The sequence below is a fragment of the Massilia sp. GER05 genome (assembly GCF_052056005.1).
Lineage (GTDB): Bacteria > Pseudomonadota > Gammaproteobacteria > Burkholderiales > Burkholderiaceae_D > Telluria > Telluria orientalis.
Map to the genome: position 1 here is coordinate 6,356,802 of NZ_CP178858.1, position 23,569 is coordinate 6,380,370.

The 23,569-nt window shown below is 67.0% G+C and carries 24 protein-coding genes; 15 read left to right on the plus strand and 9 right to left on the minus strand.

What is annotated here, in order from left to right; all coding sequences use genetic code 11:
• Positions 1-7: 7 nt before the first annotated feature.
• Both ACL58G_RS28070 and ACL58G_RS28075 read right to left on the minus strand, forming a co-directional pair.
• Positions 8-493, minus strand: a complete 486-nt coding sequence (locus ACL58G_RS28070) for a hypothetical protein (RefSeq protein WP_413387291.1) — start codon at positions 491-493, stop codon at positions 8-10.
• A complete protein-coding gene (locus ACL58G_RS28075; protein ID WP_036238481.1) occupies positions 475-660 on the minus strand; it encodes a hypothetical protein in 186 nt (61 codons plus the stop codon). The genes ACL58G_RS28070 and ACL58G_RS28075 overlap by 19 nt, the downstream gene beginning before the upstream one ends.
• A 185-nt stretch (positions 661-845) precedes the next feature.
• Here ACL58G_RS28075 and ACL58G_RS28080 point away from each other — a divergent pair, with 185 nt between their 5' ends.
• From ACL58G_RS28080 to ACL58G_RS28150, 15 genes are all read left to right on the plus strand, one after another.
• Positions 846-1,814, plus strand: coding sequence for a hypothetical protein (locus ACL58G_RS28080; protein ID WP_440963849.1), 969 nt, complete (start codon positions 846-848; stop codon positions 1,812-1,814).
• Positions 1,815-2,048: 234 nt separating this feature from the next.
• Complete coding sequence (locus ACL58G_RS28085; protein ID WP_440963850.1) at positions 2,049-3,410, plus strand: GIN domain-containing protein; 1,362 nt, start codon at positions 2,049-2,051, stop codon at positions 3,408-3,410.
• Positions 3,411-3,420: 10 nt separating this feature from the next.
• On the plus strand, positions 3,421-3,807 hold the full coding sequence (locus ACL58G_RS28090; RefSeq protein ID WP_440963851.1) for a hypothetical protein: 387 nt from the start codon (positions 3,421-3,423) through the stop codon (positions 3,805-3,807).
• A gap of 58 nt (positions 3,808-3,865) precedes the next feature.
• Positions 3,866-5,794, plus strand: coding sequence for a CocE/NonD family hydrolase (locus tag ACL58G_RS28095; RefSeq protein WP_440963852.1), 1,929 nt, complete (start codon positions 3,866-3,868; stop codon positions 5,792-5,794).
• An 8-nt stretch (positions 5,795-5,802) separates the two neighbouring features.
• Entirely contained in the window at positions 5,803-6,048 is a 246-nt protein-coding gene (locus ACL58G_RS28100) for a hypothetical protein (RefSeq protein WP_440963853.1), read from the plus strand.
• Between the two features lie 123 nt (positions 6,049-6,171).
• Positions 6,172-7,041 carry a protease HtpX gene (htpX, locus tag ACL58G_RS28105; RefSeq protein ID WP_440963854.1) on the plus strand — a complete coding sequence of 290 codons (870 nt, stop codon included), beginning with the start codon at positions 6,172-6,174 and terminating at the stop codon, positions 7,039-7,041.
• Complete coding sequence (locus ACL58G_RS28110; protein ID WP_413387283.1) at positions 7,038-8,156, plus strand: AI-2E family transporter; 1,119 nt, start codon at positions 7,038-7,040, stop codon at positions 8,154-8,156. The genes htpX and ACL58G_RS28110 overlap by 4 nt, the downstream gene beginning before the upstream one ends.
• 64 nt (positions 8,157-8,220) lie before the next feature.
• Positions 8,221-9,096, plus strand: coding sequence for a BadF/BadG/BcrA/BcrD ATPase family protein (locus tag ACL58G_RS28115; RefSeq protein WP_413387282.1), 876 nt, complete (start codon positions 8,221-8,223; stop codon positions 9,094-9,096).
• Positions 9,097-9,107: 11 nt separating this feature from the next.
• The gene (gene nagA, locus ACL58G_RS28120) at positions 9,108-10,217 is read left to right on the plus strand and encodes an N-acetylglucosamine-6-phosphate deacetylase (RefSeq protein WP_413387281.1); all 1,110 of its coding nucleotides are present in this window, start codon (positions 9,108-9,110) and stop codon (positions 10,215-10,217) included.
• The gene (locus tag ACL58G_RS28125) at positions 10,210-11,220 is read left to right on the plus strand and encodes an SIS domain-containing protein (RefSeq protein ID WP_440968145.1); all 1,011 of its coding nucleotides are present in this window, start codon (positions 10,210-10,212) and stop codon (positions 11,218-11,220) included. Before nagA ends, ACL58G_RS28125 begins: the two co-directional genes overlap by 8 nt.
• Before the next feature lie 9 nt (positions 11,221-11,229).
• Positions 11,230-12,714 carry a glycoside hydrolase family 3 protein gene (locus tag ACL58G_RS28130; RefSeq protein WP_413387280.1) on the plus strand — a complete coding sequence of 495 codons (1,485 nt, stop codon included), beginning with the start codon at positions 11,230-11,232 and terminating at the stop codon, positions 12,712-12,714.
• Positions 12,715-12,900: 186 nt separating this feature from the next.
• Positions 12,901-14,199, plus strand: coding sequence for a tetratricopeptide repeat protein (locus ACL58G_RS28135; RefSeq protein ID WP_440963855.1), 1,299 nt, complete (start codon positions 12,901-12,903; stop codon positions 14,197-14,199).
• Between the two features lie 137 nt (positions 14,200-14,336).
• The gene (locus ACL58G_RS28140; protein WP_440963856.1) at positions 14,337-15,404 is read left to right on the plus strand and encodes a flavodoxin family protein; all 1,068 of its coding nucleotides are present in this window, start codon (positions 14,337-14,339) and stop codon (positions 15,402-15,404) included.
• 55 nt (positions 15,405-15,459) lie between these two features.
• A complete protein-coding gene (locus ACL58G_RS28145) occupies positions 15,460-16,200 on the plus strand; it encodes a GntR family transcriptional regulator (RefSeq protein WP_036238498.1) in 741 nt (246 codons plus the stop codon).
• A gap of 23 nt (positions 16,201-16,223) precedes the next feature.
• Positions 16,224-16,481 carry a hypothetical protein gene (locus ACL58G_RS28150; protein WP_371764848.1) on the plus strand — a complete coding sequence of 86 codons (258 nt, stop codon included), beginning with the start codon at positions 16,224-16,226 and terminating at the stop codon, positions 16,479-16,481.
• Positions 16,482-16,492: 11 nt separating this feature from the next.
• Here ACL58G_RS28150 and ACL58G_RS28155 read toward each other — a convergent pair whose 3' ends face one another.
• The 7 genes from ACL58G_RS28155 to rplS all read right to left on the minus strand — a co-directional run bounded on the left by ACL58G_RS28155 (position 16,493) and on the right by rplS (position 23,480).
• Positions 16,493-17,275 carry an SDR family oxidoreductase gene (locus tag ACL58G_RS28155; protein ID WP_371764849.1) on the minus strand — a complete coding sequence of 261 codons (783 nt, stop codon included), beginning with the start codon at positions 17,273-17,275 and terminating at the stop codon, positions 16,493-16,495.
• Between the two features lie 150 nt (positions 17,276-17,425).
• Positions 17,426-20,158 carry a M16 family metallopeptidase gene (locus tag ACL58G_RS28160; RefSeq protein WP_440963857.1) on the minus strand — a complete coding sequence of 911 codons (2,733 nt, stop codon included), beginning with the start codon at positions 20,156-20,158 and terminating at the stop codon, positions 17,426-17,428.
• A gap of 67 nt (positions 20,159-20,225) precedes the next feature.
• Positions 20,226-20,675, minus strand: a complete 450-nt coding sequence (locus ACL58G_RS28165; protein ID WP_056129047.1) for a CBS domain-containing protein — start codon at positions 20,673-20,675, stop codon at positions 20,226-20,228.
• A 62-nt stretch (positions 20,676-20,737) separates the two neighbouring features.
• Positions 20,738-21,082, minus strand: coding sequence for a DUF3579 domain-containing protein (locus ACL58G_RS28170; protein ID WP_056129044.1), 345 nt, complete (start codon positions 21,080-21,082; stop codon positions 20,738-20,740).
• Between the two features lie 113 nt (positions 21,083-21,195).
• Entirely contained in the window at positions 21,196-22,155 is a 960-nt protein-coding gene (locus ACL58G_RS28175; protein ID WP_413387276.1) for a CobD/CbiB family protein, read from the minus strand.
• Between the two features lie 215 nt (positions 22,156-22,370).
• Positions 22,371-23,036: a CoA pyrophosphatase gene (locus ACL58G_RS28180; protein WP_440963858.1), complete on the minus strand. Its 666-nt coding sequence runs from the start codon at positions 23,034-23,036 to the stop codon at positions 22,371-22,373.
• Positions 23,037-23,096: 60 nt separating this feature from the next.
• The gene (gene rplS / locus ACL58G_RS28185) at positions 23,097-23,480 is read right to left on the minus strand and encodes a 50S ribosomal protein L19 (RefSeq protein WP_413387274.1); all 384 of its coding nucleotides are present in this window, start codon (positions 23,478-23,480) and stop codon (positions 23,097-23,099) included.
• Positions 23,481-23,569 lie beyond the last annotated feature (89 nt).

Here is a 23,569-nt window from a genome sequence, read left to right on the forward strand (position 1 = left end):
CAAAAGCTTACCGGCGCGGGGGCAGCGGTTTGAACTTCGCGCAGTATATTTTGCTTTTGGCATTGTAGTAAGCGATCGTGCTGCCGGGGACGGATACGCGCAAAGGGTAAGGCGACGCATCGGCCGCCAGGTGGCGCACGCCCGCCGCCTTGCGGACGGCCTGCTCCAGTTCGTCCGGCGCCACGTCGGCGACGGCGCCCACGAACACCCATTCGCTCGTGTCGTCGCTGACCATCACCTCGGTGACGGGCGCGCCCCACAGGGTCGTCTCGCCCGTGCGGAACCAGTACGCGCCGCCCTCGTGCTTGTACGCGGGCCCGAAATGGGTCTTCAGCCAGGTATAGAAATACTTGTTGTCGAGATGGTCGTGGCACAGCAGGGCCGCGCCGATGACGGGGCCGAACGTGGACGGCGGCTTGTCCTGGGTCTGCGCGTGCACGGGCCCGGCGAGCGCCAGTGCGGCAGCCAGCAGGCCTACAATTTTCCCAACCATGCGCGGTTGGCGGCGATCTTCGCCTTCACCGAGGCCGGCAGCGCCTCGTAACAGCCTGGATGCTGCTTGAGCGCGTGCTCGCGCACTTCCTTTTCCATGCCGTTGACGATGAATATATAGACGGAGGCACCTTCCGCATTCTTGCGGGTGCCCATGTAGCGAATCACGATGATCTCCTTGACGAGCACCCATTATGACATTCGCCCTCCGTTCCGGCCACGGCCGGGCACCAGGCGTGCGTCGGGATGGGGTACGCGCAATGGCCCGGCAGGCGCCGTCGTTGCGCTCCAGCCACATCTGCAGCAGGTCGCGGTTGTCATGCTGCCAAGCAATCCGTAGCTATAATTCCGGCATGACGACCGCCCTCCTTCCTCGCATCTTCGCGTGCCTGCTCGCCCTGGCGGCCGGTACGGCGCATGCCGCCACGCCGCGTCTCTGGAAAGCCACGCATGCGGTCGAAGGCCATGGCACGACCACGCTGTACGTGCTCGCCGCGACGCCCGCCGGCCTGCCGGCCGAATTCGACGCCTATTACACGCGCGCCGTGCTGCCGGCGCTGCGCGCGTCCGCCACGCTGGCGGTCGAGGGCGTCGGCGATGGCGAGGAAGGCCCCGCGGCACCCGGATGCGACCTGCGCCAGCTCGACGAGCAAGGCATCGCCATGCTGAACGACGCGCGCCAGCGCATCCTCACGCTCGCGCTGCAGGCCGACATGGCCCGGCGCGACGCGCTCGACGTCAAGGCGCTCGCGAAGGCGCCCGATCCGGACACGCAGGCGCAGTCCTGGGCGCGCCTGGTCGAGATGAGCGACGAATTCACGCTGCTGCAGTTCGCGCGCATGCAGGTGGCCGCGCTCGCGTCCGCCGCGCCGGACCACAAACAAGGCGGCAACGTCGCCGAAGCCCTCGTGCGCGCACGGCCGGACCTCCCCGTGCACGACATCGATTACCGCACGGGCATGATGCACGCCTACTGCGCCGCCGGCCCGCGCCGCACGATGATGCTGCTGGACGTCGTGGACAGTGCGCCGCCCTCCCCGGCGGCCACGGCGCGCCTCACGCGCGATTTCGACGCCCTGCTGCACGGCCGCGCGCCGTCCGACGGGAGTCCGCTGACCAGGCTGGCGCCGCTCGACGCGGGCCTCGTGTGTGCGCGCAACCGCGCCTGGATCGCACGCATGGCGAAGGTGGCGGACGGCCGCACGCATTTCTACGTGGTCCCCGTGCGCAACCTGTTCGCGGCGCGGCATGACGACGCGGATTGCGGCGGGCTGCTGGACGATCTCGCACAGGCTGGATTCTCGGTTACGCCGATCAAATAGCCGCCCTGAAGACCGTCGCCCCTGCGAAGGCAGGGCCCCAATGTAGCGCTACCGAGAAGCACGCAAAATTGGATTCCCGCCTGCGCGGGAACGACGAGGTACGGGCCGTCCACTCCTTGTTTTCCGCAGCCTGTCCCCCGTTTTCGCGCATTCGTCGAAAGCCGGCTGCGCCGGCGTTCTGCCTGCCGTATCGTGCAGTCTCCCGGCGCTGCCGCAGACAACCACGACGACACCATGAAAAACGCCCTCAAGCTCACCGTCCTGGCCGCCGCGCTCGCGGCCGGCGCCTACGTCACGATGCCCGCCTCGTTCGCCCAGCCGCAGGAGACCGGCAATGCCACGGAACGGCGTGCCGTCACGGCATTCAGCGCGATCGAGCTGGCGGGCCCGTACCACGTCGTGATCGACGCGCAGGCGCAGCCGTCGCTGGAACTGAGCGGCGAACGCAAGCAGCTGGCCGACATCGAGACCGTCGTGCGTGGCGACACGCTCGTCGTGCGGCCCGTGCAGCGCAACGGTTTCTTCTTCAACTTCGGCAAGCGCCGCGAGACCGTCACCGTCCGCATCGGTGCGTTTGCCCTGAAACGCCTGACGGTGGCCGGCAGCGGCGACGTCGAGATCGACCGCATCAACGCCGAGCGCTTCACATTGGCCGGCAACGGCCCGGGCGACGTCCACGCGAGCGGCACCGTGCGCCAGCTGACCGTGACGTCCAGCGGCAGCGGCGACCTCGAGCTGCAGCACCTGAAAGCCGGCGACGTCGACCTGGCGCTGAACGGTCCGGGCGACGTGGAACTGGCCGACGTGAGCGGCACGCTGTCCGTGCAGGCCGGCGGCTCCGGCGACCTGGAAGCGGACGGCCTGCGCGCGAGCAAGGTGACGGCACGCATGCGCGGGCCGGGCAACGTCAAGCTGTCGGGCAGCGCGCGCGAACTGGACCTGGAGATGTCCGGCTCGGGCGATTTCGAAGGCTGCGACCTGCGCGTCGACGGCGGCGCGCGCAGCGTGCAGCGGGGACCGGGCAATGCGTGCCTCGCGGGCGCCATCCGCAAGTTCGACGGCGAAGTGGACGGCTCGGGCGAACTGGCCGTGCGCGGCCTGCAGGCCGGGACGGCGCAGCTGCGCATGAACGGGCCGGGCAACGTCGCGCTGGCCGGCACGGTGGGCGACCTGGACGTGGAACTGGCCGGCTCGGGCGATCTCGATGCGGCCGGCCTCAAGGCGGGCAAGGCGACGGTGCGTGCCCGCGGCCCCGGCGGCGTCACGCTGGCGAACGTGGGCGATACGCTGGACGCGGCCCTGTCGGGCTCCGGCGGCCTCAAGGCGAGCATGTCCGGCAAGCGCCTGCTGCTGCGCATGAACGGTCCGGGCGACGCCCGCATCGACGGCAACGTCGCGCAGGTCGACGCCCAGATCGCCGGCTCGGGCAGCCTCGATGGCCATGGCCTGACGGCCGCCCATGCGGACATCGTCGTGCACGGACCGGGCACCGCGTCGGTCAACGTCGTCTCTCAGCCCGACCGCGCGGACACGAAGACCGGCGCGCGCGGCCAGCTGCTGCTCGTCGACCGCAGCGGTTCGCACACGGCCCGGTAAGGACGTCGCCATGCTGTCCACGATGTCGCCTATACTCGCCCGCCTGAAACGCCGTCTCGTGCCGGCGCTTGCCCCCGCCGTGCGCGTGTTCCCGGACTGCTTCGCCGCCGGCGATACCGCCGTGCCGTGGGAAGACGTGAGCCGCGTGCCGGCCTATGCGAACGAGGACGGCCTGCGCATCGAGGTGCGCGCCGCGCATCTCGACGAGGCTATCGTGCTCGTCGAGACGCGGCCCGGCTTCGACGCCTTCGTGCGCATGGCCGACCGCCGCCTCACCTTCCCGCTCGCGTGGTGGGAAGCGCTGCCGCGCGCGCGCCGCGTGGTGCTGTTCGAGGCCGCGCTGCGCGAAGTCCAGCTCGACCATCCGCACGCCGGGCAACGTGCCGCCCACGGCTGAACGTCTGGTCCTTGTGCTAATGTAGCGGGCGCCGCCCACGACACGCCCAAGGATATCGATGACGTCATGCCCAGTCCGCCTCGCGCCGCTCATCGGTGCGGTGGCGCTCGCCGGTTTCGCGCACGCGCAGACCGCGCCGCAGTATACGGAACTCCCGTCCGAGACCCCGGCCGAATTCAGGCCACCCGACGCCGGCTTCAACTACGTGAAGCGCACGGTCATGATCCCGATGCGCGACGGGACGAAGCTGAACACCATCATCATCGTGCCGAAGGGCGTGCACGACGCACCCATCCTGCTCACGCGCACGCCGTACGATGCGTCCAGCCTCGTGAACCACGCGGACAGCTCGGACCTGGAGACGATCCTGACGGGCTACGACAACGCGGCCGACGTCATCGCCGGCGAAGGCTATATCCGCGTCGTGCAGGACGTGCGCGGCAAGTACGGGTCCGAGGGCGACTACGTGATGAACCGCCCGCTGCATGGCCCGCTGAACCCGACGCCCGTCGACCACTCGACCGACACGTACGACACGATCGAATGGCTGACGAAGAACGTGGCGGAGACGAACGGCCGCGTGGGCATCATCGGCATTTCGTATGACGGCTTCCTGCCGCTGATGGCGCTCGTGAACCCGCACCCGGCGCTGAAGGTCGCGGTGCCGATGAATCCGATGGTGGACGGCTGGAAGGGCGACGACTGGTTCCACAACGGCGCCTTCCGGCAGATCAATATGTCGTACATGCTCGAACAGGTCGTCACGCGCGCTAACACGGCCAAGTGGCCCATCACGAACTACGACGACTACGACATGTACCTGCGCGCCGGTTCCGCGGGCGCGCTGGGTCGCGAGCGGGGCCTGGAACAGAGCGGCTTCTGGAACAAGGTCGTCGCGCATCCGGCGTACGACGCGTTCTGGCGGCAGCAGGCGATGGACGGCATCCTCGCGCGCCAGCCCGTCACGGTGCCGACGCTCCTCGTGCACAGTTACTGGGACGCGGAAGACATCTACGGCGCCATCGCCGTGTGGAAGGCCATCAAGCCGCACGACACGGAGAACAAGGTATTCCTGTCGCTGGGCCCGTGGTCGCACGGCGGCGCGATCGGCGACGGCGCCACGCTCGGCACCCTGAAATTCGGCAGCGACACGGCGCTGTACTGGCGCCAGCAGGTCTTGAAACCGTTCCTCGCGCGCTACCTGAAAGGCGATGCGAATGTACCCGATATTCCGACGGTGACCGCGTTCGAAACGGGCACGAACAAGTGGCGCAACCTGCCCGCGTGGCCGGGCGGCGCCATCGAACCCGTCGCGCTGCGCCTGGCCGCGAACCAGAAGGCCCAGTTGGGCGGCGCGGCCGATGCGAAGGGCTACGACGAATACGTGTCCGACCCGGCCAAGCCCGTGCCGTTCCGCCAGCGTCCGATTCCGCCATACGGCTACGACGAAGCGAAGGGACAGACGTGGCCGCGCTGGCTCGTCGACGACCAGCGCGAGGCGTCGGGCCGCACGGACGTCGCGACGTTCGTGTCCGACGTCCTGACGGCGCCCGTGAAAATCAGCGGCGAGCCGGTCGCGCACCTCGTCGCGTCGACGAGCGGCACGGATTCCGACTGGGTCGTGAAGCTGATCGACGTGTACCCGGACCAGGTGGGGTCGCAGCCGGCGATGGGCGGCTACCAGCTGATGGTGGCCGGCGACATCTTCCGCGGCCGCTACCGCGAAGGCTTCGACAAGCCGAAAGCGCTGGCGCCGAACAAGGCGCTGGCGTACCGCTTCGGCCTGCCGACGGCGAACCACGTGTTCCTGCCCGGCCACCGCATCATGGTGCAGGTGCAATCGAGCTGGTTCCCGCTGTACGACCGCAATCCGCAGACGTTCGTGCCGAACATCTTCTTCGCCCAGCCGGGCGACTACCGCAAGGCCACGCAGCGCGTCTACCACAGCAGCTACGTCGAACTGCCGCTCGTGAAAGCGGCGCAATGACGGGCGGCGTGCGCACCTGGCACGGCAGCTGCCACTGCGGCGCGGTGCGCACGGAGCGCCACCTGTTCTGCGCCACGTGCGGCATCCGGCCGTTCGGCACGGGCACGTCGCCGCGCTGGGGAGACTACGTCGCGGTCAGCGTGCACTGCCTGGACGACCTGGCGGCCGACGCACGCGCGACGCTGCCCGTCAGGTACCTGAACGGCCGCAATGACGACTGGGACAACCCGCCCGTCGACGTGCGTCAGTTATAATTCCATTTTTTCGAAGAAATCCTTCTGTTTACTTCGCTTTTCCAAGATGCCTCCTTGTCCTATCCTTCGCCTTGACCACGGCCGCTTGCGCCGCGATTCTTGTTATTGATGAGAGATACGACCATGAAACGCATCCTGCTTTTCCTTGCCACCAACCTCGCCATCATGCTCGTGCTTGGCATCACGGCGAGCCTGCTGGGCGTTAACCATTACCTGACGGCCAAGGGCCTGAACCTGGGCGCCCTGCTCGTCTTCGCCGGCCTGATGGGCTTCGGCGGCGCGTTCATTTCGCTGTGGCTATCGAAGCCCATCGCGAAATGGTCGACCGGTGCGCGCGTGATCGCGCAGCCGTCCAACCCCACCGAGCGCTGGCTGCTCGACACCGTCGCCCGCCAGGCGCAGAAGGCCGGCGTCGCGATGCCGGAAGTCGCGATCTACGAAGGCGCGCCGAACGCATTCGCGACCGGCGCGACGAAGAACGCGTCGCTCGTCGCCGTGTCGACGGGCCTGCTGACGTCGATGACGCACGATGAAGTGGAAGCGGTGCTGGCGCACGAAGTGGCGCACGTCGCGAACGGCGACATGGTGACGCTCACGCTGATCCAGGGCGTCGTGAACACGTTCGTGATCTTCCTGGCGCGCGTCGTCGCATACGCCGTCGACCAGTTCCTGCGCCGCGACGGCGAGGAGCGCGGCCCCGGCATCGCGTTCACGATCACCTCCGTCGTGTGCGACCTGCTGTTCGGCCTCGTGGCCAGCATCATCGTGGCCTGGTTCTCGCGCCAGCGCGAATACCGCGCCGACCGCGGCGCCGCGCAGATCATGGGCACGCCCCGTCCGATGATCGCCGCGCTCCGTCGCCTGGGCGGCCTGGATCACGCCGACCTGCCGAAGAACCTGGCCGCGTCGGGCATCGCCGGCGGCGGCGTGCTGGCCCTGTTCAGCAGCCACCCGTCGTGCGAGGACCGCATCGCGGCCTTGCAGCAGGCATGACGGACCGGCGCGCGTCCAGGCTTCTCGTGCCGGCGCTGTTCGCGCTGGCGCTGGGCGTCCTCCTGCAGCACTTCCTCGGCGCGCTGGCCTGGGCCGGCCTGCTCGCCGTGATCACCTGGCCCGCGCACGTCCACCTGCAGCGCCGCGGCTGGCCGCCCGCCGCCAGCGCGGCCTGCCTCGTGGGCCTGCTGATCCTCGGTTTCGTCGGCCCATCCATCGTGTTGCTGAATACGCTGGGCGGCGAACTGGCCGGCGTGCAGCGCCTCCTGGCCCGCGCCAACGAGACGGGCATCCCCGTCCCCGCCTGGATCGCGCACCTGCCGATGGTGGCCGAACACGCGGTCCAGTGGTGGAACGAACACCTTGCCCTGCCCGGCGGCTTGAACCGCCTCGTCGGCAGCGCGGCCGGCGACTTCGCTCCGCACCTGACGGGCGCCGCGCGCCTGTGGGGCTCGACGATCCTCGCGAATGCGCTGTACCTGTTCCTCGCCCTGCTCACCCTGTTCGTGCTGTACCTGCACGGCCCCGCCGCCATCCGCCACGTCGACACGGCCGGCATGCGCGCGCTGCCGCGCCAGTATCCGATGCTGCGCCGCGTGTTCCCCCTGTCCGTGCGCGGCACCGCGCTGGGCCTCGTCTCCGTCGCCATCCTCGAGGGCTGCGTGCTCGGCGTCGCCTACGCCATCGCGGGCGCGCCGGCGCCGGCGCTGCTGGGCGTGCTCACGGGCTATCTCGCGCTCGTGCCGGGCGGCGCGCCGCTGTCGTTCTCGCTCGTCTCGTTGCTGCTGCTGGGCCAGGGTCATTCCGGTGCCGCGCTGGGCCTGTTCTGCTGGGGCGCGTTCGAGCTGTTCCTCGTCGATAAATTCATCCGCCCGAAGCTGATCGGCCGGCGCGTCAACCTGCCGTTCCTCGCCGTGCTGTTCGGCCTTCTCGGCGGCGTCTCGACCCTGGGCGTGCTCGGCCTGTTCGTCGGTCCGTTCCTGATGGCGATCCTGTTCGAGTGGCTGCGCGACAATACCGCTTTCAATACCAATTCGCCCTTCGACATGGATGCCTCCAGCAGAGAGGACGAGACCAATCTTGTCTCTTCCGACCGGCGCGACAATACCAATTAAATACCTGTTGACAAGCCTATCAGTGCTGCCTATAGTGCCCTGACCTTCCCGGCACAGCACTCATATGATCGACTATCTCATCGGCGTCGACGGCGGCGGCACCGGCACCCGCGTGCGCCTTGCGCGCTTTTCTCCCCACGGTGTCGTCGAACTGGCCCAGGGCGCCAGCGGCCCGTCCGGCCTCGGCCTGGGCATCGCCCGCGCCTGGGCTTCCGTCCAGGACGCAGTCGCCCAGGCCTTCGCCGCGGCCGGCATCGAACAACCTTCGCTTGACCGCATCGCCATCGGCCTGGGCCTCGCCGGCGTGCACAATCGCCAGTGGGCCCAGGCGTTCGAGCAAGCGGATCCCGGCTACGCCGCGCTGCGTCTCGAAACCGATGCTTTTTCTACCCTTTTGGGCGCGCACGGTGGCCGTCCCGGCGCCATCGTCGCCATCGGCACGGGCAGCGTCGGCGAAGTGCTGCAACCCGACGGCACGCGGCGCGAAGTGGGCGGCTGGGGCTTCCCCGCCGGCGACGAAGCGAGCGGCGGGTGGATCGGCCTCGCCGCCATCAACCATATCGAACAGGTGCTCGACGGACGCCGGCCCGGCGGCGCCTTCGCCGACGCCGTCGTCGACGCATGCGGCGGCAACCGCGCCGCGATCCAGGTCTGGCTCGGCCAGGCCACGCAGACGACGTACGCCACGCTCGCGCCCCTCGTGCTGCAGCACGCGGACGATCCGGCCGCGCGCGCCATCCTGGCGAAGGCCGGCGAGGAAGCTGCCGCCATCGCCCGCGCGCTCGACCCGGACGGGCGTCTCCCCCTCGCGCTGTGCGGCGGCCTGGGGAGCGCCCTGCGCGACTGGCTCCCGCCCGCGCTCGCGGCCCGCGCCCGCGCGCCCGAAGGCGATTCCGCACGCGGCGCACTACGGATGATCGAGCTGCACGTCGCGGCATGAAAGGGCCCACCATGCAAGGCAATATCCTGACTCCGGACGGCTGGATCCTCGGCCGCATCGTCATCGAAGACGGCACGGCGACGATCGCCGCCATCGAAGGCGACACGGCCGACCCGGCATCGAACAACGACGACTACATCCTGCCCGGCTTCATCGACCTGCACGTGCACGGGGGCGCGGGACGCGACATGATGGAAGGCGGCGACGCGCCGCACGTGATCGCCCGCCTGCACGCGCGGCACGGCACGACGAGCCTGCTGGCCACGACGATGACGGCGCCGCTGGACGATATCGACCGGGCGCTCACCGCCATCGGCACTGCGTGCGCGGAACGGGGCAAGGGCGAAGCGCGCATCCTCGGCGTGCACCTGGAAGGCCCGTACATCAACTCGGGCAAGCTGGGCGCGCAGCCGCCGTTCGCACGCGAAGCGACGATGGCGGAAGTGGAGCGATTCAACGCGCAGGCACCGATGCGGCTGATCACCGTGGCGCCCGAGATCGACGGCCACCTCGCGCTCGTGCGCCAGCTGGCCGACGCGGGCATCCGCGTGCAGATCGGCCACACGAACGGCAACTACGACGACGGCGTGCGCGCGCTGGAACACGGCGCGGCCGGCTTCACGCATTTGTTCAACGCGATGCCGGGCCTGCACCACCGCGATCCCGGCATGGTCGGCGCCGCGCTGGCGCATGCGCAGTACGCGGAAATCATCCCCGACCTGTTGCACGTGCATCCGGGCGCGATCCGCACGGCGCTGCGCTGCATCCCGCACCTGTACTGCGTGACGGATTCCACGGCCGCCGCCGGCATGCCGGACGGCCAGTACATGCTGGGCCGCCAGGTCGTCCACAAATGCATGGGCGGCGTGCGCCTCGCGGACGGCACGCTGGCCGGCAGCACGCTGACGATGGACCAGGCGCTGCGCAACCTCGTCTCGATCGGCCTCGATCTCGCCGATGCCGCGCGCCGCGTGTCGACGAACGCCGCCGACTACCTGGGCGAAACGCGCCGCGGCCGCATCGCGCCGGGCTGCTTCGCCGACCTCGTCGTGCTCGACCGCGACCTGAATCTGAAAACCGTTCATATCGAAGGAGAACAGTGTGACCTCGCTGATGCTTGAAGAAGCCGTGTCCGCGGCCGACTGCGTCGCCCTGCAGCTGGCAAACGACGCCGACCGCTACGCCGCGCTGGGCCACCACCTGCGGGGCGCCTCCTTCCATAACGCGGTGACGGTGGCGCGCGGCAGCTCGGACCACGCGTCCAGCTACCTCGCCTATTTGATCATGGCGCGCATGGGCCGTCTCGTGACGTCGCTGCCGATGTCGCTCGTCACGTTGTACAAGGCGCCGCTGCAGGCGTCCGGCACGCTGGCCATATCGATCTCGCAATCGGGCCAGAGCCCGGACGTCGTCGAACCGGTCCGCTACTTCCGCCAGGGCGGCGCGACGACGGTAGCGCTCGTGAACGACATCGATTCGCCGCTCGCACGCGCGGCCGAATGGGCGCTGCCGCTGCGCGCCGGGAAGGAGCAGAGCGTCGCCGCGACGAAGAGCTTCATCGCGAGCCTGACGGCCGGCGCGCGCCTCGTCGCGGAATGGCAGCAGGATGCAGAGTTGAAGGACGGCCTGGCCGCCCTGCCGGACGCGCTGCGCCAGGCCGCGCGGACCGACTGGTCGGCGGCGCTCGAGGTGCTGGCGCCGGCGCGCAACATCATGGTCGTGGGCCGCGGCATCAGCTTCCCCATCGCGCTGGAGGCGGCGCTGAAATTCAAGGAGACGTCCTCGCTGCAGGCGGAAGCGTTCTCCGGCGCCGAGATCAAGCACGGCCCGATGGCGTTGATCGACGAGGGCTATCCGCTGCTGATCTTCGCGACGCGCGGCCCGACGCAAGCGGGCCTCGTCGCGCTGGCCGACGAGATGCGCGGCCGCGGCGCGCGCGTGCTGCTCGCGGCGCCGACCGACATCGCCTCGCGCGATCTCGACCTGCCCGTGTCGACCTGCGCGGACCTCGACCCGATCGTCGCGATCAACGCGTTCTACGTGATGGCGGCGCACCTGTCGAAAGCGCGCGGGCTCGATCCGGACAAGCCGCGCCACCTGAACAAAGTCACAAAAACACACTGAGCCGCACTGATGCACACGAACGATTTGCGCCAACTTGCCGGGCGCCTGATCATGATCCGGCTGTTCGGCACGGCACTCGACGCCGACACGGCCGACTTCATCCGCGCCAACCGCATCCGCGGCGCGTGCCTGTTCCGCCAGAACATGACGGACGCCGCGCAGCTCACGCGCTTCACGAGCGACTTGAAGGATGCGATGGGCGAGCACGCCCTGATCGCGCTCGACCAGGAAGGCGGCGCCGTCGTGCGCGCGCTGTGGGTGCCGCCGCCGCCGTCCGCGATGGCGCTCGGCGCGGCGGGCGACGAACCGCTCGCGCGCGACGTGGGCGCGGCCGTGGCGCGCGCGATCCGCGCGCTGGGCTTCAACTGGAACTTCGCGCCCGTGCTGGACCTGAACAATAACCCGCGCAATCCCGTCATCGCGGAACGCTCGTTCGGCGCCGATCCGGATCGCGCCACGGCCCTCGCGCTCGCGTGGATGGCGGGCAGCGACAGCGAAGGCGTGGCCTGCTGCGTCAAGCATTTCCCCGGCCACGGCGACACGCACGTCGACTCGCACCGCGACCTGCCCACCGTCGACAAACCCTTGCCGGAACTGGAGCGCTTCGAATTCGCGCCGTTCCGCGCGGCCGCGCCGCACGCGCCGGCGGTGATGACGGCGCACATCGTCTACCCCGCCCTCGACGCCGACAATCCGGCCACGATGTCGCGCGCGATCCTGCATGACCTGCTGCGCACGCAATGGAATTACGACGGCGTGATCATCACGGACGGCATGGACATGCACGCGATCGCGCACCGGTACGACGCCGGCGACGCCGCCGTGAATGCGTTGATGGCGGGCGCGGACATGGTGATGGCCATCGGCAGCCGCGACACACAGGAACGCACGATCGCGGCGATCGCCGCCGCCATCGAGGACGGCCGCCTGCCGCTGGCCGACGTGCATGCGCGCCTGGCACGCCTTGACCGCCTCGCGCGCGCACATCCGGCGGGCGCCGTGCGGTATGCGACGGAAGACGCGGACCGCGCGCTGATGGCGGACGCATGGCGCCGGGCGCTCACGGCGCGCGGCAAGCCGCGGCGTCCCGCACCGGGCAGCAAGGTGCGCCTCGTGGCGCGGCAGGACGTCGTCAGCGACGGCGTGTCGGAAGCGGGCGTGCCGGCCAGCGCCATCGCGGCGATGCTGGCGACGCTGTTCGACGTGGACCTCGTGACGTTCGCCGATGCCGAGACGTTCGACTGGAACGCGCTGCCGGACGACGGCCGCTTCACGATCCTCGCGTCGACCTCGCGCCGCCGCTACGGCCCGCACGCACGTGGCACGTGGACGCCGGACCTGCACCTCGCGTTGTGGAATCCGTACCAGGCCCTCGACTTCGCCGCGCCCGCGCTGATGACCTATGGCTTCGCACCGCCCGCGCTGGATGCGGTCCGGGCCTGGCTGGCGGGCGGGATCGAGGCGGCGGGACAGTGCCCGGTGCCCGGCTTCTGACCTCGGGCGGTAACGCATTGTAACGACCCATACCGACGTCGCACCGCTGGGGCACAATTGCCACGCCCGTCAGCAGTTTGTGGGACAATGCACGCTTTGTCCGAGATCGGCACCCGGCACCGTCGGCGTATGTATTTGCAGTCTCTGATAGGTGCAACTTTATCGTCATTAAGAGAGGATTTTTCAATGTCCCAATTCCGTTTCGCCCGCCTTGCCATGATGCTGGCCGCCCTTGGCCTGAACGCCGCGCCGGCCCTGATGCACAGCGCGTCGGCGCAGGACAAGAAAACCGAGGCGCCCGCGCCGAAGCCTGATTCCGTCCGCCCGGAACTGTACAAGCTGCTCGACCCGGCGCAGATCAAGCCGCTGATGGACGCAAAGAACTATGGCGAGGTGAAGAACCGCATCACCCAGGCCGAAGCGTTCCCGGACAAGACGCCGTACGAGACCTATGTGTTGAACCGTATGAAGTTGTCGCTGGGTACGTCGACGGGTGACGACCAGATGGCGATCGGCGCGCTGGAAGCGATCCTGGCGTCGGGCAAGCTGCCGGACGCGGACAAGGGCAACTTCACGCAGGCGCTGGCCACGATGTACTACAACGCCAAGAATTATCCGAAGGCGATCGAGCTGTACAAGCAGATCCAGGCATCGGGCAAGTCGACTGACCAGATCAACTCGGCGCTGATCCGCGCGTACTACCTGAGCGGCGATTACGCGTCGGCGCTGAAAGCCCAGGAACCGGTGCTGCAGGCAGCGGAACAGGCCGGCAAGACCCCGACCCAGGAAGACCTGCGCCTGTACGCGTCGGCCGCGAACAAGGTCAAGGATGACGCCGCCTACCTGCGCGGCCTGGAAAAGCTGGCCGCCTACTACCCGACCGACGATTTCTGGACCGACCTGATCAGCCGCGGCATCGTGCGCAAGCCGGGCTTCCAGGACGCCAACATCCCTGACGTGCTGCGTCTCGAATTCGCGGCCGTCAAGCAGATGTCGTCGGACGCCTACACGGAACTGGCCGAGCTGGCCATGAAGGATGGCTTCCCGACCGAAGCGAAGAAGGTCGTCGACGCGGGCTTCGCCGCCGGCGTGCTGGGCACGGGCAGCGGCGCCGCCAAGGACCGCCAGCTGCGCGACCGCGCCACCAAGGAAGCCGCAAGCGATGCGAAAAACATCGCCGCGGGCGAAGCGGGCGCCGCCAAGGCCAAGACCGGTGCCGGCCTCGTCAACCTGGGCTGGGCATACGTCACGATGGACCAGTTCGACAAGGGCATCCCGTTCATCCAGCAAGGTATCGCCAAGGGCGGCCTGAAGTCGCCGGACGAAGCCAAGCTGCGCCTGGGCATGGCCTACGCGAAAGCCGGCCAGAAGGACAAGGCCATCGAGACCTTCCAGCAAGTGAAAGCCGGCGGCGGCCTGTCCGACACGGCCAAGTACTGGATCCTGCTGCTGAACCACCCGACGGGTGCGATGGCGGCCAAGTAATCCCGGCCGGATCACCGGCAGACAGGGCGGCGCGGACCACGGTTCGCGCCGCTTTTTTTCGTTTGTGTGAATTACCGTACGGGCAGAGCCGGAGCATGCGGCCGATAATCACCGCAACTCTTCTGGAAAGGGCGGCCATGACGACCGTACGCAAGGGCCAGGCGCCCGCGAAGCTGAACCGCGACGAATTTCATCTCGTCTTTTCGCGCGACTTCTACGATCCCGCCTACCAGGCCGTCGCGAAGGAACTGGCGGCCGTCGAAGAGGTCGCGTGGCGCGCCTACATTGATTCGCACAAGGCGCCGATCACGGTGAAGGCCGGCCCCGGGTTCGCCGACCCGGACTACGACTTATCCGCCGAATGGAAAGAGGCGCACGACCGCCTGCTGGCCGCCGAGGCCCGCCAGAAAGATCCGGCGACGCCGCGCCGCATCCTCTTGATCAATGGCGCCGCGCGCAACGACGGCAGTTGCCCCGGCGAAATCTCGAAGACGTGGCGGCTCGCGCAGTTGTGCGAGGCCACCATCGCGGCCGAGGGCATCGAGACGGATCTGCTCGACCTGTCGCGCCTCATTTCCGACTACGACCGCCACATCCACCCGTGCAAGGCCTGCGTGTCGACGGCGATGCCGCTGTGCCATTGGCCGTGCAGCTGCTACCCGAACCATTCGCTGAACCAGGAAAACGACTGGATGAACGAGATCTACGAGCGCTGGGTGGCCGCGCACGGGGTCATCATCCTCACGCCCACGTACTGGTACCAGTCGCCATCCGTGCTGAAGCTGATGATCGACCGGCTCGTGTGCGCCGACGGCGGCAACCCCGATCCCACCTCCACGCACGGCAAGAACGCGGAAGAAGCGAAGGTGCTGGAGCAGGACTGGGACTATCCGAAGCATCTCGCGGGCCGCGTCTACGGCCTCGTCGTGCATGGCGACGTGGCCGGCATCGAATCGACGCGGCGCTCGCTGTCCGACTGGCTCGACTGGATGGGCCTGATCGACGCGGGCCCCACTGCCCTGCTCGACCGCTACGTCGGCTATTACGAATCGTATGCCGAAAGCCACGACACGCTCGACAAGGACACGGCGTTCCAGGAAGAGGTGCGCAACGTGGCGCGCTCCGTGTCGGCGGCCGTCGCGGCGGTGCGCTCGGGCAAGCTGCTGCAGCCGGACCGGAAGCTGGCCAATCCCCGGCCGAAGTGATGGGCGGTCTTTTTTTGGTATCATCCCGGGATCGCTTGCCAATGAACCCCGCCGCATGTCCCACCTCGCGCAGCTGATGCATCAGCTTTCCGCCACCAGCAACCTGCCGCTCTACCAGCAATTGCAGCGCGCCCTGCGCGACGCGATCGACCGCGGCGTCTACGGCCCGGCGGAAGCGTTGCCGGCCGAGCGCCAGCTCGCGGCCGAACTGGACATCTCGCGCATCACGGTGCGCAAGGCAATCGACGGCCTCGTCGAGGAAGGCCTGCTCGTGCGCCGCGCCGGCTCCGGCAATTTCATCAACACGCGCATCGAGAAGAATTTCGCCAAGCTGACGTCGTTCTCGGAAGACATGCGCTCGCGCGGCCGCACGCCGCGCAGCGTCTGGCTCAAGCGTTCGGAAGGATTGGTGACGCCGGAAGAAGCACTGCGTCTCGGCCTGTCGCCGGGCGCCGCCGTCTATCGCTTCAACCGCATCCGCTACGCCGACGACATGCCGATGTGCCTGGAATACGCGACCATTGCCGCGTCCGCCCTGCCCTCGCTGGACGCGGTGGACGTGTCGATGTACGAAGCGCTGGAAGCGAACGGCAAGCGTCCCGTGCGCGCGCTGCAGCGCCTGTCCGCCCTGCTGCTGAACGCCGAGCAGGCGAAGCTGCTGCAATCGAAGGAAGGCGATGCGGGACTGTGCGTGGAACGGCTGGGCTTCCTGCCGGACGGCCAGGCCGTGGAATTCTGCCGCTCCTATTTTCGGGGCGACATGTACGACTTCGTGGCCGAGCTGAGCGCCGGCTGATCAACTTTTACAACAACAACACCATGACCAACCTGACCTACGAAGCCTATCTCGACGAAGTCGCCACCCTGCTGACCGAGCTGTACGACCTCGACGACGCCACCGCCATCAAGCTCGTCGTCGACGCGCAGGCGGCCGAGTATTTTTCGCCGCACGACGACCATCCGGACATGCGGACGCTCACGCGTGCGCGCGAGGATGCCGTGGCGTTATACAAGGCACGCCAGGCCCGGGTGAGCACGCAAGCGAAGCAACAGCGCGCCACCCACAAGAAACGGTAGGCAGGCGCCCGTCAGATCGCCGTCAGGCCGCCATCGATGGCCAGTTGGTGGCCGGTGACGAACGACGCCTGCTCCGAGCACAGCCATAGCGCCGCGTTGGCGATCTCGGACGGGTCGGCGATGCGGCCCATCGGATGCGCCGCCTTGAGCTTCTTGTCTCGCCCCGGCTCGCGCTCGAGCATGCGCGCCAGCATCGGGGTCTTGACGGCGCCCGGGCACACGCTGTTGACGCGGATGCCGTCCTTGGCGTATTCGACGGCCGCGCTCTTCGTCAGGCCGACGACGGCGTGCTTGGACGCCGAGTAGATGGCGCGGTGCGGTGCCGCCACGAGACCGCCGGCGTCCGCGATGTTGACGATCACGCCGCCGCCTTCCTGCTTGAGCATCTGGCGCAGCTGGCTCTTCATGCACAGCCAGACACCCTTGACGTTGACGCCCATGATGCGGTCGAACTGGTCGTCCTCGCCTTCGGCCAGCGGCAGGTATTCTTCCTCGACAGCGGCGCCATTGACGGCGCAGTCGATGCGGCCGTAATGGCCGACCGCCTTGTCCATCAAGGCCTCGACGTCCGCCGCGACCGTGACATTGGATTTCACAAACAGCGCCTTGCCGCCCGCTTCGACGATTAGCGCCGCAGTCATGTGGCCGCCGTCGACCGACGTGTCGGCGATGACGACACAGGCGCCCGCGCGCCCGAATGCCAGCGCCGTCGCCCGGCCGATGCCGCTGGCACCGCCGGTTACCAGCACTACCTTGCCTGCATACGAAATGCCGCTCGGAGTCTGCTTGGTCATGCCCTTCATCATGCTTCCTTTTCAATATCCTTGCGCAAGCTTTGCTTCCTACAAGCAATACTGCGCTCAGGCAACATGATAGCGCCCGTCCCGGGCAATGACCAAGTTTCTCAGCCATTCTGCAAGCGTATGAACGGCCGAGTGTTGCAATCAGGGTGCAGGTTTCACTTTTGCCTTGTCTCCAGCCATGACGACGGACATCTTCGCGGGGTCGACCGCCTTGCGGAACGCCGCGTTCAACTGGGGCAAGGTGACGGCCATCAAACGCTGCTCGAACTCGGCCGACCACTCGAAGGTGCGACCGCGGTACATGTACGACGTCCAGCCGGCGGCCAGCGCGCCGTCGTCGGCACGGTTCTGGATCCTCTGTTGCATCAGACCCGACTTGGCGCCATCGAGTTCCGCCGTCGTGAAGCCATCCTTGAGCACGCGCAGGAGTTCCTCCCGTACGGCGGCGTCGACCTTGGCCAGGTTCTGCGGCGCGGCGATGGCGCTGATCGCGAACATGCCTGCACGGTCGAGGTCGCCGGCGACGAGATTCGAGCCGCCGCCGTACGACAGCCCTTCTTTCTGGCGGATGCGGTCCATCAGGCGCGAGCGCATCCCGCCGCCGCCGAAGATGTAATCGGCCAGCATCAGCGCCGGGTAATCCGGATCTTCCACGTTCAGATCGACATTGATCCGCGCCGTATAAAAGCCGTTTTCCTTGTCGGGCGTATTCAGGAACGTATGGATGGGCGCGATGTCGCCGTTCTTGCGCAGCACGGGTGCCACGTGCATCGGGGCCTTCCACCGGCCGAACAGCTGGTCGACGAGGGGCGTGATCGCCTGCGCATCGAAATCGCCCACGATGGCCATCTCGGCCGGTACCGTGCCGTAGTAATCGCGGTGGAAGGCCTTGACCTGGTCCAGCGTCGCGCCCTTGATGTCCGCAAGATCTTCCTCGAGCGTCGTTTCGTGGCGAATATCACCCTTGGGATAAATATCAAAATGCTCGTTCAGCGCGCGCGATGCCACGTTGGTCGGCTCGCTACGGCTCGCTTCCAGCCCGACGATCGATTGCTGGCGCAATTGTTCGAATTCGGCAGCCGGGAAGCTCGGTTCGCGCAACACGTGGGCGACGAGTTTCAGCGCTTCGGGCAGGTTCTCGCGCGTCGTCTGGAAGTGCGTGAGGCTGCCGGAAATCTTGAGCTTGTCGAAGGCGTCGGCCAACTGCACGCGGTCGTACTTCGTCGTGCCGCGCATCAGCATCGCGTTCGTCAGCCCCGGTAGCGCCGCCTTGCCGAACAGGTTCTGCTCGTCGCCGATGTGCTGGCGCAGGTCGACGGTGACCGTCTGGCCGCGGTTCTTTTTCGGCAGCAACGCCAGTTTCACGCCGCCCGCCGTCGTCAGCGTCGTGCGTTTCATGATGTTGGCCTGGCTCGGATCGAAGTCCTCGGCGCTCAGGGTGGATGCCCGCGGCTTGAAATCCTTGAGCAGGCTTTGCACGCTGGGCGCGGGCGGGATCACGGCGCGCTGCGGATTGTCGTCCGGGATGAACTCGCCCGTGACGCGGTTATCGCGCTTGAAATAGCGCCCCGCTGCCGCGGCAACCTGTTCCGACGTAATCTTGTTGACGCGGTCGCGGCCGACGAAGAACAGGCGCCAGTCGCCCAGCGCGATCACTTCCGACAGCGCGACGCCAACCTGCTGCGGATCGTTCAGGCTGCGCTCGAATTCGTTCAGGAAGGTGCGCTTCGTGCGCTCCATCTCTTCCGGGGTCGGCGGGTTCTTGGCGAACTCTTCCACGGCCTGCGTGAGGGCGGCGCGCACGGGTTCGAGCGGCGCGTCCTTCTTCACCACGGCGCCGAAGTATTGCAGGCCGGGCGCATAGCCCGTTTGGCCATAGGCGAATACCTGGCTCGCCTTGCCCGTCTCGACGAGCAGCTTGTGGAGGCGGCCCGTCGGCGAATCGCCGAGGATGGTCGAGGCGAAGCTCAGCACGTCGCTGTCGTCGTGCAGGCCGGACGGCACCTTGTAGCCGAGCGCGACGATCTGCACGTCGCCCTGGCGCCGCACGGTGAACGTACGGTCGCCGTCCTGCGTGGGCTCGACGGTCCAGAATGCCGGCAACGTGCGTTTCGGCTTCGGGATCGCGCCGAACAGGCGATTGATCGACAGCAGGGTCTTCGCGGGATCGAACTTGCCCGCGACGAGCAGCACGGCATTGTCCGGCTGATAATACGTGTGATAGAAATTCTGCAGGTTCGAGATCCTGACGTTCTCGATGTCGCTCTTGTTGCCGATCGTCGAGCGGCCATACGAATGCCAGTCGTAGGCCACGCTCTGCATGCGCTTCATGAGGACGGCGCCCGGCGAGTTCTCGCCGTTTTCGTACTCGTTGCGCACGACCGTCATTTCGGAATCGAGATCCTTCCTGGCGATGCTGGAATGCGTCATGCGGTCCGCTTCCATGCCCAGCGCCCAGTTCAGGTTATCGTCGGACGCCTGGAACACCTCGTAGTAATTCGTGCGGTCGAGCGACGTCGTCCCGTTGAACTGCATGCCGCGGTCCTGGAACTGGCGCGTGATGTCGGGATGCTTCGGGCTGCCCTTGAACATCAGGTGTTCCAGCAGGTGGGCCATCCCCGTCTCGCCATAATTCTCGTGGCGCGAGCCGACGAGGTACGTGACGTTGACGGTGACGGTGGGTCGCGACGAATCGGGGAACAGCAGCACTTTCAGGCCGTTCGGCAGCCGGTATTCCGTGATGCCTTCGACGGACGGGCCTTGCACGACACCCTTGGGCAGGTCGAAGGCGAAGGCGTTGCCGGTCGCGATGAACGTCAGGCCGCCCGCGACCGTATAAGCGGCCAGGCCGCGCTGGAAAAACGTCAAGCTCATGTCACTCCGTCAGTTACTGTTGTCCTCGGGACATGGTAACAGACGGGTACTTAGGCGAGGCTTACCATTATTGCCGCACCCGGCGTTCGTGCTGTTGCTGGTAGGGACTGATGCGGGCGAGGTCTTCCATTTCCTCGGCCAGGAAGCCGAGCAGGTCGTCCGCGCTGACGATGCCCGCCAGGCGTCCGCCCTCGCCCACGACGGGCACGCGCCGGATGCCGCGCAGGCGCATGCGTTCGATGGTGACGGAGACGTCGTCGTGCTCGTCGGCCGTGAGCAGGTCGTCCGTCATGATGTCGCCGACCTGCAGGCCGGCCGGATCGAGGCCGAGGGCGACGACGGACACGACGATGTCGCGGTCCGTCACGATGCCGGCGGGCGTGCGTTCGCCATCGACGTCGTCGACGACGACGATGTCGCCCACGTGATGTTTGCGCATGAGTAAGGCCGCGCCCTGCACGCTTTCATCGCGGGCGCAGCAGACGGTGTCGACCGTGCAGAGTTTTCCGACTTCCATGGCGAGCTCCAACGTCAAGCGTTAAAGCTACCCATGGTGCATTGATCGGAGTTTGAGGTAGATCAGGACTTCTTCTTTTCGTCCGCAGGTGGGACGAAGCACGCCTCGACGACTTGCAGGTCGTTGTCTTTGGCGAAATTGCACACGAAGTGGTAAGCGAGCGGTTCGATGCTTTTGAGGGCGTTGTTCACGACGACCGCCTTGACACCGTTCACGACGGTCGGGTGCACGTAGGGCGAGAACTTCAGGTGGGCGTTCGGACCACCGCTGCCGGCCGGCCGGAAACACGACATGACGCCGCACAGACGCTCGGCCCAGTCACTCGGGCGGAATTGCCTGCCCTTACTTGTCACGCCGAGAATGAAGAATTCGTCGGCGCCTTTCCCGGTTTGCGGTGAGTCGGCCATAGTGCGGCTTCTGAAACAAAGGCGTGGATGAGAACAACCCGACTATTATATCTTATAGAAGACCTGCGGACGAGCCCCTTGTGCCGGCCCTGGTCGGACCGGCACGATGGACATCAGCCGAGCAGGACTGCGCCCGACAACAGCAGCAGGAGCAGCATCCATAATAACAGCGCGCGCCAGACCAGGCCGACCGTGCTTTGCAGTGCGCGCACGCTCGGCTCGTCGCCGGGCAGCATGTCGTCCTCGCTGGCGGTGCTGTCGACCGTCGCCGCGTCGGCCGGCAGGACGTGCGGTGCGTTCTCGGCCGGGCTGCCGAGGCGCACGCCCATCGCGCCGCCGCCGGCGGCCAGGATGATGCCTTTCGATTCGTCGGCCCAACGATTGGCGAAATTGCGCCACGCATAGATCGCATCCTCGAAATTGCCGACCACCGCAAACGCGATCGCCGTCAGGCGCACGGGAATCCAGTCGATCCAGTAGAACGCACGGGCCGCGAACTGGCCGAACGCCTCGTTGCGCATGTGATCCGGCTCGTTCCACGCGCGCGCGAGATATTCGGACACGCGGTACATGACGGCGCAAGCCGGGCCCAGCGGCATCAGGAACCAGAAGAACACGCCGAACACGTTGCGGTGCGTCGTGATCAGGGATTTTTCGACGGCGATGCGGGCGATCTCGGTGGCATCCATGCCGACCGTGTCGATCCTGGCCCACTCGGCCAGGAGTGTCCGCGCCGTCGCCTCGTCGCCCGCATTGAGGGCGAACTGGATCGACGTGAAGTAATGGCTGTAGTGGCGGAAACCGAGCGTGAGGTAGACGATCAGCACGTTCCAGGCGAACGCGGCGAACACGAAGCGGTAGTGCACGAGGACACCGTAGATGACGGCCGTCGGCACCATCAGCACGGCCATCATCAGGAACCAGCCCAGCCGGCCATGACTGACCTGGCCGGCATTGAACCAGCTCTCGATCTTCATGGCAAAGCGCTTGATCTCGGCGTAGATCTGGTTATCCGCGCGCAGCGGCTTCAGCTGTTCGATGAGCAGCGCGCACAGAATGGAGAAAAATGTCATGCACGGTCCTTTGTACGTTGTTGCCTTACTTCATTGCCCGCTAGGGTAGCGCAGAGACCGACTGGAGTCCATGCCCTTTAAGGCACCTCGAAAAACCGTCGCGAGCGGCAGCAGATTTGGCCGAGAAGCGCAGCTGTACGAAAGTACAGTGAGCATCGCAGGGCTAGGCGCCCCCGCCAATATGCAACGCGCAGCAGGTTTTTCGACGTGCCTGGTCAGGCGCGTAACAAATGAAACAGATTGCGGAGCATACCTGCTGTGGCGCCCCAGATGAAGAAGCGTTCGTACGGCATCGCATAAAAACTGCGGCGGCCGGCGCCGTCCGGCAGGTCGAACGACATGATCTGGTGGTTCATGCCATCCATGAGGAACCGCAAGGGCACTTCGAAGATGTCGGCCACTTCGTTCGATTCGGCCGTGAGGTCGAACGGCGGCGTGACGAGGCCCACGACGGGGGTGACGATGTAGGCGGACGCGGTGACGTGGTCGGGCAGCACGCCGACGATCTCGACGTGGCGGCGCGTGAGGCCGATCTCTTCTTCCGTCTCGCGCAGCGCGGTCTCGATGGGCGACGAGTCGTCCTCCTCCGCACGGCCGCCGGGAAAGCTGACCTGGCCCGCGTGGTTGCTCAGGTGTTCGGTGCGCTGCGTCAACAAGACCGTGAGGCCGTCCGGCCGGCGCACGAGGGGCACGAGGACGGCCGCGCGGCGCAACGTGGGGAAGCGCTGGCGCATGTCCTCGGGCAACTCCGGCGCCCACGACGGCGGATGGGCGAGGCGTTCGCGCAGCCAGGTGACGTCCAGGCGCTCGGCCGGCAAGGCGGGCTCGCCGGCGATGGCGTCGACGGGCAGGCGCTTGGGATCGATATGCAGTTTTGCCAAGGGCTTTCTCCAAAAGAAAAAGGCATCCGACCGGATGCCTTTTCCCTACCGCAATCGCTATTACTGCGCAGCAGTGGTAGCGGCTTTGCGGGTCGGCAGTTTCTCTTTGATACGTGCCGATTTGCCCGAACGCTCGCGCAGGTAGTACAGCTTCGCACGACGCACGTCACCACGACGCTTCACTTCGATCGAAGCGATCAGCGGCGAATACAGCTGGAACGTACGCTCGACGCCTTCGCCCGACGAGATCTTGCGAACGATGAAGTTCGAGTTCAGGCCGCGGTTACGACGCGAGATGACGACGCCTTCGTATGCCTGGGCGCGCTTGCGGTTGCCTTCGACGACGTTGACGCTGACGACGACGGTGTCGCCCGGTGCGAAATCAGGGATATTGCGGCCGAGGCGCGCAATTTCTTCTTGCTCGAGTTGCTGGATCAGATCCATTTTTATGACTCCTATTACCATCTTGCCGGCGCGTTCGATGCCCGGTAGAGGATGGGATTAGACATGCGGTACCCCGATGGGCACCGCCT

Excerpts from the sequence above, each read along its gene's own strand:
- ACL58G_RS28155 (WP_371764849.1), bottom strand. The coding sequence starts at position 17,275 with ATGACCAAGCAGACTCCGAGCGGCATTTCGTATGCAGGCAAGGTAGTG.
- ACL58G_RS28140 (WP_440963856.1), top strand. The coding sequence starts at position 14,337 with ATGACGACCGTACGCAAGGGCCAGGCGCCCGCGAAGCTGAACCGCGAC.
- ACL58G_RS28110 (WP_413387283.1), top strand. The coding sequence starts at position 7,038 with ATGACGGACCGGCGCGCGTCCAGGCTTCTCGTGCCGGCGCTGTTCGCG.
- ACL58G_RS28175 (WP_413387276.1), bottom strand. The coding sequence starts at position 22,155 with ATGACATTTTTCTCCATTCTGTGCGCGCTGCTCATCGAACAGCTGAAG.
- ACL58G_RS28145 (WP_036238498.1), top strand. The coding sequence starts at position 15,460 with ATGTCCCACCTCGCGCAGCTGATGCATCAGCTTTCCGCCACCAGCAAC.
- ACL58G_RS28115 (WP_413387282.1), top strand. The coding sequence starts at position 8,221 with ATGATCGACTATCTCATCGGCGTCGACGGCGGCGGCACCGGCACCCGC.
- ACL58G_RS28070 (WP_413387291.1), bottom strand. The coding sequence starts at position 493 with ATGGTTGGGAAAATTGTAGGCCTGCTGGCTGCCGCACTGGCGCTCGCC.
- ACL58G_RS28125 (WP_440968145.1), top strand. The coding sequence starts at position 10,210 with ATGCTTGAAGAAGCCGTGTCCGCGGCCGACTGCGTCGCCCTGCAGCTG.
- ACL58G_RS28095 (WP_440963852.1), top strand. The coding sequence starts at position 3,866 with ATGACGTCATGCCCAGTCCGCCTCGCGCCGCTCATCGGTGCGGTGGCG.
- nagA (WP_413387281.1), top strand. The coding sequence starts at position 9,108 with ATGCAAGGCAATATCCTGACTCCGGACGGCTGGATCCTCGGCCGCATC.
- ACL58G_RS28085 (WP_440963850.1), top strand. The coding sequence starts at position 2,049 with ATGAAAAACGCCCTCAAGCTCACCGTCCTGGCCGCCGCGCTCGCGGCC.
- ACL58G_RS28135 (WP_440963855.1), top strand. The coding sequence starts at position 12,901 with ATGTCCCAATTCCGTTTCGCCCGCCTTGCCATGATGCTGGCCGCCCTT.
- rplS (WP_413387274.1), bottom strand. The coding sequence starts at position 23,480 with ATGGATCTGATCCAGCAACTCGAGCAAGAAGAAATTGCGCGCCTCGGC.
- ACL58G_RS28130 (WP_413387280.1), top strand. The coding sequence starts at position 11,230 with ATGCACACGAACGATTTGCGCCAACTTGCCGGGCGCCTGATCATGATC.
- ACL58G_RS28080 (WP_440963849.1), top strand. The coding sequence starts at position 846 with ATGACGACCGCCCTCCTTCCTCGCATCTTCGCGTGCCTGCTCGCCCTG.
- ACL58G_RS28160 (WP_440963857.1), bottom strand. The coding sequence starts at position 20,158 with ATGAGCTTGACGTTTTTCCAGCGCGGCCTGGCCGCTTATACGGTCGCG.
- htpX (WP_440963854.1), top strand. The coding sequence starts at position 6,172 with ATGAAACGCATCCTGCTTTTCCTTGCCACCAACCTCGCCATCATGCTC.
- ACL58G_RS28150 (WP_371764848.1), top strand. The coding sequence starts at position 16,224 with ATGACCAACCTGACCTACGAAGCCTATCTCGACGAAGTCGCCACCCTG.
- ACL58G_RS28165 (WP_056129047.1), bottom strand. The coding sequence starts at position 20,675 with ATGGAAGTCGGAAAACTCTGCACGGTCGACACCGTCTGCTGCGCCCGC.
- ACL58G_RS28170 (WP_056129044.1), bottom strand. The coding sequence starts at position 21,082 with ATGGCCGACTCACCGCAAACCGGGAAAGGCGCCGACGAATTCTTCATT.
- ACL58G_RS28090 (WP_440963851.1), top strand. The coding sequence starts at position 3,421 with ATGCTGTCCACGATGTCGCCTATACTCGCCCGCCTGAAACGCCGTCTC.